The 15,151-nt window shown below is 31.9% G+C and carries 7 protein-coding genes and 1 other annotated feature; of the genes, 5 read left to right on the top strand and 2 right to left on the bottom strand.

The genetic code is table 11. The annotated features are described in order from the left end of the window. The first annotated feature begins 195 nt into the window (after window positions 1-195). Window positions 196-2,304 carry an anaerobic ribonucleoside-triphosphate reductase gene (gene nrdD, locus KTC94_RS10290; RefSeq protein ID WP_216303340.1) on the top strand — a complete coding sequence of 703 codons (2,109 nt, stop codon included), beginning with the start codon at window positions 196-198 and terminating at the stop codon, window positions 2,302-2,304. Between the two features lie 93 nt (window positions 2,305-2,397). Further along, window positions 2,398-2,886 (top strand): anaerobic ribonucleoside-triphosphate reductase activating protein, encoded by a 489-nt coding sequence (nrdG, locus tag KTC94_RS10285; protein ID WP_220320319.1) that lies wholly within the window; start codon window positions 2,398-2,400, stop codon window positions 2,884-2,886. A gap of 86 nt (window positions 2,887-2,972) precedes the next feature. Here the strand turns inward: nrdG and KTC94_RS10280 are convergent, their stop codons facing one another. Continuing rightward, on the bottom strand, window positions 2,973-3,608 hold the full coding sequence (locus KTC94_RS10280) for an MBL fold metallo-hydrolase (RefSeq protein WP_220320320.1): 636 nt from the start codon (window positions 3,606-3,608) through the stop codon (window positions 2,973-2,975). Window positions 3,609-3,776: 168 nt separating this feature from the next. Further along, window positions 3,777-5,675, bottom strand: a complete 1,899-nt coding sequence (locus KTC94_RS10275) for a glutamine synthetase (protein ID WP_216303341.1) — start codon at window positions 5,673-5,675, stop codon at window positions 3,777-3,779. A gap of 564 nt (window positions 5,676-6,239) precedes the next feature. Then, window positions 6,240-6,458 (top strand) — a binding site (T-box leader). A gap of 125 nt (window positions 6,459-6,583) precedes the next feature. Here KTC94_RS10275 and ileS point away from each other — a divergent pair. The 3 genes from ileS (at window position 6,584) to KTC94_RS10260 (ending at window position 15,093) form a co-directional block, all read left to right on the top strand. Next, entirely contained in the window at window positions 6,584-9,685 is a 3,102-nt protein-coding gene (ileS, locus tag KTC94_RS10270; RefSeq protein ID WP_216303317.1) for an isoleucine--tRNA ligase, read from the top strand. Window positions 9,686-9,906: 221 nt separating this feature from the next. Beyond that, window positions 9,907-10,905, top strand: coding sequence for a LacI family DNA-binding transcriptional regulator (locus tag KTC94_RS10265; RefSeq protein WP_216303318.1), 999 nt, complete (start codon window positions 9,907-9,909; stop codon window positions 10,903-10,905). 123 nt (window positions 10,906-11,028) lie between these two features. Then, on the top strand, window positions 11,029-15,093 hold the full coding sequence (locus KTC94_RS10260) for an AAA domain-containing protein (RefSeq protein WP_220320321.1): 4,065 nt from the start codon (window positions 11,029-11,031) through the stop codon (window positions 15,091-15,093). The last annotated feature ends 58 nt before the right edge of the window (window positions 15,094-15,151 follow it).

The following is a 15,151-nucleotide window of genomic DNA, read 5'->3' as shown; positions in this document are numbered from 1 at the left end:
TATTATCAAAATTGAGCGGGTAGGTTAACTAATTATGTTAATAAGGCGATAACTATAAAAAATCAAAGGATATCGAGGTAACTAAAAATTAATTGGCTGTATTATATGATAGAAGTTAATTTAGAAATTGATATAAATTTTTTACTAGAGTATAATAAGCAAAGTAAAAGATACTGTGTTCGGAGGGGTCAAAATATGCTACATGTTGTCAAAAGAGATGGACGAGAGGTTCAATTCAATTCAATTAAAATTACAAATGCCATAAAGGGAGCGATGGATGAAATCGCTTTTAATTTAAAAGAAAGTGAAGTTATAGAGCTAACTCAAAAGGTCATAGAAAAAATTGAGGATTTGCAGAAACAGCAACTAACTGTTGAAGAAATACAGAATATTGTTGAAGGTACGCTTTTAGAAAATGGTCATAAGGTTATTGGAGTAGCTTTTTCTAATTACAGACGTGAACGTAACAAGATTAGAGAAATAAAATCAGACCTTATGAAAGCTATAGAAAAAATAGGAGTAGAGACAGATAGAGATAATGCTAATGTTGGTAATAACTTTAGTTCTAAGTTACTTAGAATTGCTAGCGAATCAAACAAATGGCATAATTTATCTATGATGCCTAAGCATTTATCAAAAGCACATGAAAATGGTGACGTATATTACCATGATCTAGATAGCTATAATTTAACTGTAAATTGTTTGCATATACCAACAAGAGAAGTATTAGAAAGAGGGTTTAATACAGGATACGGATATATAAGAAAAGCAAAAAGGATAGAGTCTGCAGCAGAACTTTCATGCATTTTACTTCAATCAACGCAGAATGATATGTTTGGAGGTCAATCACATCCCGATTTTGACAATGACATGGCGGCATTCATAGAATATACAAGGCAAGAAATTAGACAAGAAATTAGAGAACTTGGTGTAGATGAGCACAAAATTTGCGAATTTGCGGAACGTAAATTAAGAAGAGCTGTAGAACAATCTATGCAGGGCATAGTATATAACCTAAACACAATGCATAGCAGAGCTGGATCACAAGTGCCTTTTAGTTCGATGAATATTGGAGTGCCGGAATCTAAAGACGCAGCACTCGTATGTGAAATATTTTTAATTGAATACGAAAAAGGACTTGGAAAAGGGGAACAACCTGTATTTCCAAACATAATTTTTAGGGTTAAAAAAGGGGTCAATAGAGAAAAGACTGACCCATATCACTACTTATATAAGCTTGCTTGTCGCGTTGCTAGTAGGAGAATGAATCCTACCTTTATGAACTTGGATGCTGATTTTAATAAATTCTACTATGATCAAGGGATTACTCCGGCTACCATGGGATGCCGTACTTATATTTGCTCTAATGCAAATGGAGAGGCAGGAACAAAAGGGAGAGGAAATATTGCTCCAGTAACTTTAAATCTTCCTAGACTTGGTATATTAGCGAAGGGAGAGGTAGATAAGTTTTACAAATTACTTGATAGTAAGTTAGAACTTTCTAGAGAAGCACTTATGCATAGATATGATGTTTTAAAAAAATTAAGAGTTAAGGATCTACCTTTTGTAGCAGGGCAAGGTCTTATGGTAGGTAGTGAAGGGTTATTACCTGAGGATTCCATAGAACCTATTTTAAAAAATGGATCATGGGGTATTGGTTTTATAGGGCTTGCAGAAACGGTAGCGTCGCTAACTGGAAAACATCATGGAGAATGTGCAGACTCCAGAAAATTAGGGGTTGAAATAATATCTTATATAAGGAATTATACTGACAAGCTGATAGATGAAACTAAGCTTAATTGGAGTGCTTATGCTACGCCGGCTGAAGGATTAAGTGGTAGATTTATACTTCAAGACAAGGCTGTATTTGGTGAAATACCAGGGGTTACTGATAAAGAATATTATACAAATAGTTATCATATTCCAGTAGGGTATCCAATATCAATTAAGGAAAAAATAGATATCGAGGCGCCTTATCATAAATTATGTAATGGTGGACATATTAGTTATATAGAACTTGACGATTATCCAACAGAAGAAATTATAATGGACATATTAGATTATGCATATAAGCAAACGAACATTAGTTATATGGGCATAAATTTCCATATAAGATATTGTAAAGACTGTGGAACATATCTCCAAAGTGGAGCACATAAATGTAGCAAATGTGGAAGTAGTAATATACAAGGGATTTCAAGAGTAACAGGTTACTTAAGTTTGGATGAGAGATTTGGTAACGGGAAGACAGCAGAGAGAGCAGATAGAATATCTCATACTGCGGGTCATGTATCTACATATTAAAAATCGACTAAGTACGATGAAAATGATGGGCAATTGTATTAAACAATTGCCCATCATTTTCATGTGATTATTTTATAAAAGGTGGTGGATTGAATGAAACTTCAAATAGGCGGATTTCTAGATAATTCATTAGTTAATGGAGATGGACTTAGGTCTGTAATTTTTGTGTCTGGATGCATGCATAACTGTAAAAGTTGCCAAAATGAATTTATGCAAGATTTTAATTATGGGGATTCTATTTCAATAGATGATATTGCACAAAAAATAGAGAATAATATGCCTATAATAAAAGGGGTTACCTTTTCAGGAGGAGAACCTTTTGAGAGTGCGATAGCTTTAACGAAACTATCAGAGAAATTAAAGGGCCAGGGATTAAATATTTGGTGTTATAGTGGATACACTTTCGAAGAATTAATACATAGCGGAGATAGTGACAAACTAGGGCTATTAAGTTGTATTGATGTACTTATTGATGGCAAATTTGATAAAGAATTAAAGGAAGGCGCTAGTAAGTATACTGGATCATCTAATCAGAGAATCATTGATGTTAAAAAAAGTATTTTAGAAAATCAAATTGTATAATGGAATAAGCGAATATAAATATTTTGATCCAATGTGAAATAAAAAAGGAAAGCCCACCACTTATTTAAAAATGGTAGGCTTTTCTTCTAAATATAGTTTAATATTTTGACAGACATGGATTCTTTTATTTCATCGTTAACCACTAAAGTATTACTATCTATCTTTGAGGCGTTTTTCATATGCATAAGATATGTTTCTACTCCCTCTAATGGAAGAGATAGTCGTGAAGTTTTATAGTGCATAGGTATAACTATTTTGGGGTTTATTTTTTTAGTAACTTCCGACGCTTCCTTGCCATCAATTGTATAATTACCCCCTACTGGGATAAACAATATATCTACATCTCCAAGGGAGGATATATCATCATTTGAAAGAGTGTGGCCTAGATCTCCTAAATGACATAAGGAATACCCATCCATTCTAAAGGTGAATATTATGTTATCGCCCCGTTTTGCACCTTTATTTTTGTCGTGATAAGAAGGGGTACCTTTTATAGATATATCATGTAAAGTGGAAATACCAATTTTATCTATGATTTTATAATTGCCAGTTAGCTCTTTGATATAATTATGATCAAAATGTTGATGACTTATAGTTACAATATCTGGACTACCTTTATAAATATCATACCCTAAAGTATCGTCAAATGGATCTGTTAAAAGCTTCACACCTTTTGAATCTTCCAAAAGAAAGCATGAATGACCTAACCAAGTTATTTTCATGTAAATTCTCCTTTTGTTAAATGGTTTCTCTTTGTTATGGTATGTGACTCCCACTTATAGAAGTGGGAGTCTTTCCTTCTAAAATGCCTTTAAAATTAATATATTGTGTAGTAAAAGAACATTTTATACGGTCATTTCATGACTCACAATATATAATTTTGATTTTTATTAAATATCTAATAAATTCTTTTTATAGTTAGAATAATAATGTCTAAGCTCTTCCATTTGTGCATCTAATTGTATTTGTAATGATGAAAGTTCTTCATAGTTTTCAAGTTTAGAGGCTTCTTTTATTTTAGTAAATAGGCTTTTCTTAGAATAAGTATCCTTCATAAGAGAATGTCTAAGGTCATTAATTTTTTGCCAATTTGCTAAATCTAAATCTAAAGCTTTTTCAGCAGTGTGAATCATTTCAGATTTTCGAATCTCTTCTGCATAATTATTTAATAACCTATTATTTATTTCAGTAACCCATCTACTGGTTATTGCCATTTTAAAGCTATTTATTATGCTAGTAGTAAATACATTGGAAGTCGTAAGAACCTTAAGCTTTTCAGGATATTCTTCTAATGTACGAACATTTTCATAAACAGTTTTTGGTGCTTTTCCAAAATATTTTGCGCGCTCTTCTTCTGTATAGAATTCGAATACATCTTCTTCACTTCTGTAAGCTCTATCTTTTTCTAAATAATCGCTGTCGTCTCCTGGTGCTTTAGATAATTCTTTCAAAAGGTCATCTTCAGATTTATTGTTTTCGATGGCATATACAATCCCATCGAGCATTGTCATATATAGGGTAGATAAAGCTAAATAGGCATTAGTATGTGGACATGGAGATCTAAGCTCAAATCTTGTAGCAAGTGGATTATCAAGGTCTCTTATTAAGGCTAAAAGTATAGATCTGTTTCTCGATGGAATATCTACACTGTGACCAAGTGAAGTTACTATGCAAATAGGAGCTTCAAAACCAACTTTTAATCTTCTTAAAGAATCATTTGTTGAAGAAACAAATGGATTTATTACTTCATAATTTTTAAGTACGCCCATCACGGAAGCATAACCTAAAGTGCTTAAAAAATGTTTTTTATTTGAATTGAATAAGTTAACTCTCTTTCCATTTTTTAATCTTACAGCGACTCCAACATGAATATGTTCACCGCTTCCAGCCACATCATGTACAGGTTTTGCTAAAAAATTAACATCTAGACCGTTAAGTCTGAAGGTTTCCTTTACTAAATTTCTGATAAATAGCTCATTATCTGCACATTGTAGAGCATTTGAAAACTTCCAATCTATTTCAAGTTGTTCCATAATATGTGTTAGAGTACCAGCTTCACCTATTTGAGCTTTTACCCCACCAACTTCTTTATGGCCCATTTCAGGTTCGAAACCATACTCTTCCATTAAAAGAAGTGTTTGCTCGAGAGCTGTTCGAACATTTCCTTTAGTTTTACTCCAATATTGCTCTTTTAGTACTTGCGAAGTAGATAGTTCTTCTATATCGGCCTTATCATTAGGTGTTTTTACCCAAAATTCTAACTCAGTAGCAGAAGTGAGCATTAGCTCATCAATATCTTTATATTCAAAATTAAAAGAAGTTAAAGATGATGGATTTTCTTTGAATAAATTAAGAAGGGTTGTTTTAAAGCATTCAACGGATCTTTTTAAGATTGATCTTGAATCTACTGGGAGATTATCATGTAATAATATACATGGAATTTTTAATGTACCTATAGGTAATGTTGTTTCAGGGTCAATGTTTTCATAATTGTAGTCGACGTACCAATTACAGTCAAAATCTGCTAGCATGTCTAATTTAGCATTGTTTAGAGTTGCAATACCTGGCAATACTACAGATGAACCATCAGTTTGAATAGCACCGTCCGCGAAGCCACTAATATCATTTAAGAATATTTTCATTGGAATTCTCTCGTCAGTGTCATTACCTGATAAGTCAATACCAACTAGTGAGACGAATTTCACCTCAGGGTGAGCAAGTAAAGTTTCTTTAATTTCTTTTTCAGAATGCTTTTCTTTAGGAATTACATAAATTAATTTTTTCAAAATAATATTCCTCCTTTAAAGTATATAAATTGCTTAAAAGCCACTAAAGTGACTTGATTAACCTTTTTAGAAATAGAATCATGATCTTAGCAGAATACTTGAATTGCCTGTAACAAGGCTACCACATATACAAGTAGAGAGCTTTTCTTAGAAATACAACAAAATTTTATTTGTAAATAAAATGATTTTATTATGAAAATGCAAGTATGTCAATAAGAAAACATCACAAAACACAATAAATTATAAATCAATGGCGCTGATTTGCAAGTTATTACAAATGAAGAATCATTTATAAATTCAAATCATAACAAAGTTTATTTTTAACTAGTATTATATCACATACATCTATGAAAAGGTGATATTTAAATAATCAAGGTGTTATTGAAGGTTTGTAGAATAGTATTTCCAAAATATCAAGATATAGGATTTATAACACAAATTTTAAATTTTAGATATAGACCTCTTTTTTTTCATGGTAAATACAATAGAATTTAAAAAGAAATTGACAATGAAAATTCATTATAATATAATGATAAGAAGTTCATAGTAATTATTGATTATGACTAATAAAAAGCTTTGATTAGGAAAAGTATTTAAGCAAGTAACTTACAGAGAATGGGTCAGGTTGAGAACCCATAGTGAAGGTTTAGAGAAAATCACCTAGGAGCTGAGAGCTGAATGTTTAGTAAGCTTATCCGTATTTCTGCGTTAAAGAATAAGGTATTATTGTACTTGAATTTATATGTATTATATAGGTGGTATAACGAATTTAACTTCGTCCTATTTAGGGTGGGGTTTTTTTATATTTAAAAATATTGTAGTACCACAGGTGATGATTTAACGATATTTCAGAAGGAAAGTTCCCCACATACAAATAGTAATTTAAATAAAATAGGGAAAGGAGTTTTATTATGTATAAGAAAAATGATGCTTCAAAAAGTTTTATGGATATAGAAAAAGATGTGCTTAAGCTTTGGAAAGAAAAAGATATTATTCAAAAGAATTTTGATTTAAATGAGGAAGGAGAGTCCTTTACTTTTTATGATGGTCCACCAACGGCTAATGGAAAACCACATATCGGGCATGTTTTAACAAGAGTTATGAAGGATTTAATTCCAAGATATAAGGTAATGAAGGGATATAATGTTCTTAGAAAAGCTGGGTGGGATACCCACGGATTACCGGTAGAACTTGAAATAGAAAAAAAACTTGGAATTAATGGTAAGCCTGGAATAGAAACTTATGGTGTGGAAAAGTTTGTGAAAGAATGTAAGGACAGTGTTTTTAATTATGTAAATATGTGGGAAGAAATGTCGGATAGGGTAGGATACTGGGTAGATATGGAGAAGCCATATGTAACTTATCACAATGATTATATTGAATCGGTTTGGTGGGCATTAAAGCAAATGTGGGATAAGGATCTATTATACAAAGGTCATAAAGTAATGCCTTATTGTCCAAGATGTGGAACATCTTTATCATCTCATGAAGTGGCTCAAGGATATAAAGATGTAAAAGAAATGTCAGCATATGTGAAATTTAAAGTGAAGGGTGAAGAAAAATTTATACTTGTTTGGACTACAACTCCTTGGACACTTCCAAGTAATGTAGCACTTGCAGTAAACAAAAAATATGATTATGTTGAGGTAATCCAAGAAGGTGAGACTTTAATACTTTCGAGAGATTTATTAAGTAAACTCGAGGGAGAGTATGAGGTAGTACGTGAATTTAAAGGAGAAGCTCTAATAGGCCTTGAATATGAGCAAATGTTTAATTTCTATACTCCAAAAGAAAAAGCTTTCTATGTAGTACACGGAGATTTCGTAACACTCTCAGATGGTACAGGGATAGTCCATATTGCTCCGGCTTATGGTGAAGATGATAATTTGCTTGGTAAAAAATATGATTTACCACTTATTAATTTAGTTGATGTAGAAGGAAAATTTGTAGATTGCGTTGCTCCATGGAAGGGCATTTTTGTTAAAGAGGCTGATGCTAAAATATTAGAATACTTAAAAGAAAACAATATTTTATATAAAGCAGAGAAATTTGAACACTCATACCCACACTGTTGGAGATGTGATACACCACTTTTATATTATCCAAGAGAAAGTTGGTTTGTAAGAATGTCTTCAGTAAGGGACAAACTTATAGATAATAATAATAAAATTAATTGGATGCCAGATAACGTGCGAACAGGTAGAATGGGTAAATTCCTTGAAGGCGTTATAGATTGGAGTATAAGTAGATCTAGATATTGGGGGACTCCACTTCCAATTTGGGAATGTGAATGCGGTCATCGCGAACTTATAGGAAGTATAGCAGAACTTAATGAAAAGGGAATAGATGTGCCAGGAGGAATAGAGCTTCATAAACCATTTATAGATAAGGTAAATTTAAAATGTCCAAAATGTAGCAAATCTATGACTAGAGTAGAAGAAGTTATAGATTGTTGGTTTGACTCAGGATCAATGCCATTTGCGCAACATCACTATCCATTTGAAAATAAAGAAATATTTGAAGCTAATTTCCCAGCTCAATTTATTTCAGAAGCAGTAGATCAAACAAGAGGATGGTTCTATACGTTACTTGCGGTATCTACAGCTGTATTTGATACAAACCCATTTGAAAACTGTATTGTACTAGGGCATGTATTAGATAAAAACGGAATTAAAATGTCTAAGCATAAAGGGAATGTGCTAAGTCCATTTACAGTGCTAGAAAATCAAGGAGCAGATGCTCTAAGATGGTACTTTTATACTGCTAGTGCGCCATGGTTACCTTCAAGATTTTATGAAGGCGCGGTAATTGAAGCACAAAGGAAGTTCATAGGAACTCTTTGGAATGTATATTCATTCTATATTCTATATGCTGAAATAGATAATTTTGACCCAACTAAATATGATAGCTTTGAATCTGAGAATATTATGGACAAATGGATGATGTCAAAATTAAACACATTAGTTAAGAATATAGATGACCATTTGACAAATTATAGAATAACTCAAGGTGCTCTTGAACTCGAAGGTTTTGTAGATGAGCTTTCTAATTGGTATGTAAGGCGCAATAGAGCAAGATACTGGGTAGAGTCACTTACAGATGATAAGATAGGCGCTTATATGACATTATATAGAGTTATCACAACTTTTGCCAAAATATCTGCTCCATTTATACCGTTTATAACAGAAGAGTTATATCAAAACTTAGTAGTTGCATTTGACAAAAGTGCACCAGAAAGTATTCACTTATGTGCATGGCCTGAATATAGAGAGGATCAAGTGGATAAAGTATTAGAAGAAGAAATGGATATGGCTTATAAGACTGTTAAATTAGGAAGAAGTGCACGAAATGCTGCTAATATAAAGAATAGACAGCCGCTTTCTAAAATGCTAGTTAGTTCTAAATCTCTTCCGGAATATTATGGAGATATAGTAAAAGAAGAACTTAATATTAAAGAAGTAGAGCTAGGAGCTGATATTTCTAAATATGTTAAATTTGAAATTAAACCAAATTTACCTGTGCTAGGTAAGCCATATGGTAAGCTAATACCAGGAATTAAAAAAGCAATAGGAGCTATGAACCAAATGGAGCTTGCTCAAACTATAAATAACGGGAGCATAGTTACTATAAATGTAGCGGGAACAGAAATAGAACTCAATAGCGAGAAATTACTTGTTACAATGCAAGGGCTTGAAGGTTATGCATTTGCTGGGGAAGGTGAAATGGGAGTAGTCTTAATGACTAACATCACCGAAGAACTTAAAGAAGAAGGAAACGTACGTGAGATCTTAAGCAAGATTCAAAACATGAGAAAAGAAAGTGGTTTTGAAGTTGCTGATAAGATTAGAATTTACGTATCTGGAAATGAAATGCTTCAAAATGTAATTTCGAGATTTGAGGAACAAATCAAACGGGATACTTTATCTGTAGAAGTTGTATATAATGGTGAAAGAGAATATACGACGGTTAAGATAAATGGTGAAGATTTAAAACTAGATTTAGAAAAATTGTAATTAATGATTTAGAAAGTATGTGATATTAAGCACATACTTTCTTTTTTAGTAATAATAATGTGCGGGTACACTTTATGAGATATATTTATAAATATCATTGTAAACTTGATTTAATGGGAACACTATAACTATACTAATAGTAGCAAGTTCATATATAACTTGAAATGACAGGCTTTTATCAGTATAATGATAAGATAAGAAAATAGTAGGAGTTGAGAAATATGGCTGCGTCAATAAAAGATGTTGCAAGAGAAGCGGGAGTTTCTATTGCCACAGTATCCAGAGTTTTAAATGATATAGATGTGGTAAATGAAGACACTAAGAAAAAAGTAAATGATGCTATAAAAAAATTGTCGTATAGGCCTAATATAGTTGCAAGAAGCTTAAAAACTCAAAAATCTAGTACTATAGGGATAATTATACCGGATATATCAAATCAATTTTATCCTGAAATTGTTAGAGGCTGTGAGGATGTAGCTAATATTTATAAATACAACATTATGCTTTGCAACGCGGATTTAGACGTAGATAAAGAAATGGAATCTTTAAGAATACTTAAAGAGAAAATGATAGATGGGGTTATATACATGAGTAATTCCATAGAGAATAATGTTATAGGCTTAATAAAAGAGCTCGAAATGCCGACGGTTCTTGTAGAAACTACAGATGCTGGAGGAATATTACCTAGTGTTACTATTGATAATGTAAGGGCAGCGGCTGATGCGGTAAAATATTTGATAAATAAGGGCAATAAGAAAATTGCATATGTAGGTACTGATATAGAAAAAGTTAATGCGCTAGCTAAAAGGCACACTGGCTATATAAAAGGGCTTGAGGAAATGGGAATAACACTTGATAAAGAGCTAATTTATCTTGGCGGAGTTAAGGCTAGAGATGGGTACAAGGGGATTAATGCGATATTAGATAAAGGTGTCCAAATAGACGCAGTATTCTGTGCTAGTGATGAAATTGCTATGGGAGTAATAAATGCATTAAGAGATAAATCTATTAAAGTTCCGGAGGACATAGATGTTATGGGCTTTGATGATATTTATTCAGCTTCAATATTCTATCCTAAATTGACTACAGTGGCTCAACCAATGTATGACATGGGATCTGTAAGTATGAGAATGCTTATAAAAGCTATAAATAATTTAGAAGTTGAGGAAAAACATTTTGTATTACCATATAGAATAGTGGAGAGAGATTCCTGTAAATAAATATAAGTCTTATTAAAACAAAATAAGTTTTAATAAGACTTTTTACATTATTTTCATGAGCCTTGAATATACAATTAGGTGATTTTATAAATGTCAAATTAACAAGTTGGAGGTAACGAAGTTTTGAATATTAATAATAAAGTAGAAAAAATATTTTCATATTTACTAAGTATAAAAAATATGAATCAAAAAACTATAAGAAATATTAATGAATATGAAAATGTACATTGGCAAAAGGAACTCCAAAATATTAGTGGGTGCACTTTTAATGTTGATGAAAATAAGGATTATTGGTTAACTATAGATGAGAGAGCAGGAAAATTATACGCTCAGTTTCAGAAAACATATTTAAAACTAGAAAAAAACAGTGAAGATTTAGAGGTGATTTGGTCAAATGGGCTTTTAACTTGGGAAAAAGAGGGCAAAAAAGTAGTCCATCCTATTTTTACGACTAAAATAGAAATAAAGCTTGATTCAATGAAAAAAATATTTACCCTAAAACCATATAATAACCAAACCAATGTGGAGCTTGAATTTTTAAATGAATACCTCGAAGTAAACTTAGACAGTTTACTAAGCATTCGCAATAAAGCAAAAGATATGGCTCTGGATGTAAGAAATATTGAAATGGCTTCGAAAATATTCGAAGAGATAGCTATGCTTTTAAAAGCTCACAGGTCGGGTTTTTATATTGAGGAGCTAAGCGGTGAATCAGATATAAAGATTCAAAGTAACATGCAATTTTACAATGCCCCATGCATCATACTTCGTAAGGTTGACACAAGACTTTGGAATATGGAACTAAATGATGTATTAACGCAAATAAGAGCGGGATTTCCTATTCCTAAAACTATAGAAGCTTTAGTTTCGGAGGAAGATATGGTGCAAGATATCGAGGAACTTAAAGAGTGGACGGAAGTGGGACAAGATGTATTATTTCCTTTGCCTGCAAATCAGGAGCAAATGGAAATAACTAAGAGACTCGCTGAAAACTTTGGCATTGTTGTACAGGGACCGCCAGGTACTGGTAAAAGCCATTCTATAGCTAATTTAATATGCCATCTTTTGGCACATGGCAAGAGGGTACTAGTGACAAGCCAAACAGATAGAGCATTAAGGGTTTTGTCTAATAAAATCCCCGAAGAAGTTAGGGCATTATGTATAAGTATATTGGGAAATGATACGAAATCACTAGAAGAATTGGACGAGTCTGTTAGAAAAATAACTGAAAATTTATCAATGGATACTAAAGAATTACATAAAGACATAAAACTCTTAAAATATAAACTTAGTAAGTGCATCGAAACTCAAAAAAAATTATATGAAGGGTTAAAATGCATTGAAGATAGAGAAAACGACAAGGTAGAGTATGAAGGTCAAAAATACACATTAATGCATATGGCTAAGTGGGTTAAAGATAATGAAGATGCTCATTCTTGGCTAGTAGATAAGGTTGATTTTAATAAACAAAATCCCTTAGGTCATGAAGAATTTAATAAGTTAGTTACATTATCAAGTAGAATTACAAAAGAGCAAATACATGAAATAAATAACATAGATAAGTACAGAGCGATATTGCCTAAAGAAGACGAGTTATGTTATAAAATATTAGAATTATTTAAATTAGAACAGTATCAACATATTCATGAGAATAATATTAAAGACTGGAATAATGTTAAGTCTATAGATTATGGAAATAGAAGATTACTAAAACTTGTAGATGATGCAATAGAAAGACTAGAAGGGTTTGAAAATAGCTGGCTAAATAATGTTATGACACATTATTATTCTAATAACGAATCACAAGGTGTTTGGCAACAATTAGTTAATAAGTGTAATGAATATATAAGAAGTATAAGTGAAATTAAGCAAGAATTAAATGATCACAAGTTAGAAATACCAACTGATGTTGATATAAACAAATTTAAAAATGACTTTGATGTTGTATCAAAAACAATAAATGAAAAAGGCAAACTGGGAATTGTATTTAAAATGATCCATGGTAAGTTTAAATATATATTCGCGGGTTGCAAGGTGGATTATGAGCTTATAAATAATAGTGAACAAATAAGGGTAGTTAATTTATATATAAAGCTACAGCTATTAGAAAGAGAACTTAAAAATATTTGGAATAATACAATAGAAGAGTATGGGTCAAAGATTATAGATGATTCAAACTTAAACTATGTAAGTGAAGTCGCGGGTTGCATTAGGGGTATTGAAACGATTATTAACTGGGACAAGGACTTTAGAAATAATATAATTAATTTTTTACCAGATAAAAACCTGACGATTAGTTTACGTTGGTATGAAAAAGAATCATATATCTATCTAAAAAATGGATTTGAGAGTTTAAGGCTTATAAATAAATATAATAAATTAAAACTAGAAATGGAAGGGATAGAGAAAACATTCAATAATGTAGGGTGCATGCAAAAGTTACACAATGCTATAAAAACAAGAGACGTTGATAGTTTACATTCTGTTTATATGGAGATTGATAGTCTAATGCAAGTGGCGAGTAGTGTGTTAGAATTAACACAATTAAGCAAAAAGATAGAAAAATGCTGTCCGATATTACTTGAAAATATCACAAATGATAATAAAAAGGCCATGAAGAGTTTAGAAAATTTAAATTGGGAAAAGGCATGGAAGTGGAAAAAATGGAATGATTTTTTGTGCGAATTAGAAGAAATTGATGTAGAAGCTTTAGAGAAAAATATAGCCCAGGAAAAAATTAAAGAAAAATATATTATAAGAGAACTTGTTTCTAAAAAAAGTTGGTTTAATCAAATAGAGCGTACTACTGAGGCTCAAAAAAGAAGCTTATTTACTTGGATGGAAGCTATAAAAAGAATAGGAAAGGGCACAGGAACTCAGGCAGTGAAGTATAGGAAAATTGCACAAAAGGAAATGGAAAATTGTAAGGATGTAATTCCTGTATGGATTATGCCAATAAATAGAGTCATGGAGAATTTAAAGCTTACGGATAATTTATTCGATGTGGTAATTGTGGACGAGAGCAGTCAAAGTGATATATCAGCTATAACAGTTTTAATGAGGGCTAAGAAGGCAATTATTGTAGGAGATGAAAAGCAAATAAGCCCAGAAGCCATTGGAAAGGACCATGTTGCTGTAGAAACTTTAATAAACACATATTTAGAAGACATTCCACATGCAGAATGGTTTGATCTAAAAACTAGCTTGTACAATACAGCCCTAAGGGTATTCCCAAATAGATTATTATTAAAGGAACACTTTAGGTGTGTTCCAGAGATAATAGGATTTAGTAATGAATTGTGCTATTCGGGCGAAATAATACCTTTAAGAAGAATAGACGCTAAAGAGATAGTTGGCCCATTTATAGTAACCTCTAAAGTTACTCAGGGATGTAGGGATGAAGCTAAGGCTATAAACGCAAACGAAGCAAAAAGCATTGTAGATAAGATAGTAGAGTGTTGTAGTGATGAGAGGTATAATGGCATGACAATGGGAGTTGTATCGTTACTAGGGGACGCTCAAGCTGAATTAATACTGGGCATGTTGGTAGAGACACTTGGCATGGAGGAAATACTGCAAAGAAGACTTATATGTGGAGATGCTTATTCCTTCCAAGGGGATGAGAGAGATGTAATGTTCCTATCGATGGTTATTGCAAATAATGCTAAATTTACAGCTTTAACTAAGGGATCAGATATAAGAAGATTTAATGTAGCGGCAAGCCGTGCAAGGAATCAAATGTGGCTATTTCACTCAGTCGATTTAGATAACCTCAATAATAAATGTGTTAGATACTCACTATTAAAATATTGCCTTGAGGAGAATGAACCTAAGGAAGAAATTAAATCACAACAATATTTATTATTAAACGATTTTGAGGAGCACATAGAAAAATGCATAAAAGAAAATGGATATAAGATCACACCAAAGGTTAAAGTGGGAAAATATACTATAGACTTTGTTGTAGAAACGGATTTATCCTTGGATATTCCTGGAGGTCATTATAAAAAAATAGCAGTTAAATGCATTGGAATGCCACAAGATGAAAATTATAATTGGCAAAAGCAGTATGAAATGCAAATGTGTCTTGAAAGGGTTGGATGGGAGTTTTATAAAATACGTGCCAGTGAATTTTATAGAAATCCTAGTGTAGTTATGGATAGATTATCACAAAAATTAAATAACTAGAAAACACATAAAACCTACTTAGTGAAATTTTTGTTTGCATATTATTCCAATTAAGTTA

It is taken from the genome of Clostridium sp. CM028, from assembly GCF_030585565.1.
Taxonomy (GTDB): Bacteria; Bacillota; Clostridia; order Clostridiales; family Clostridiaceae; genus Clostridium_AD; species Clostridium_AD estertheticum_B.
Note: the sequence above shows the minus strand (reverse complement) of the source record. Positions and strands in the feature narration are given on the sequence as shown.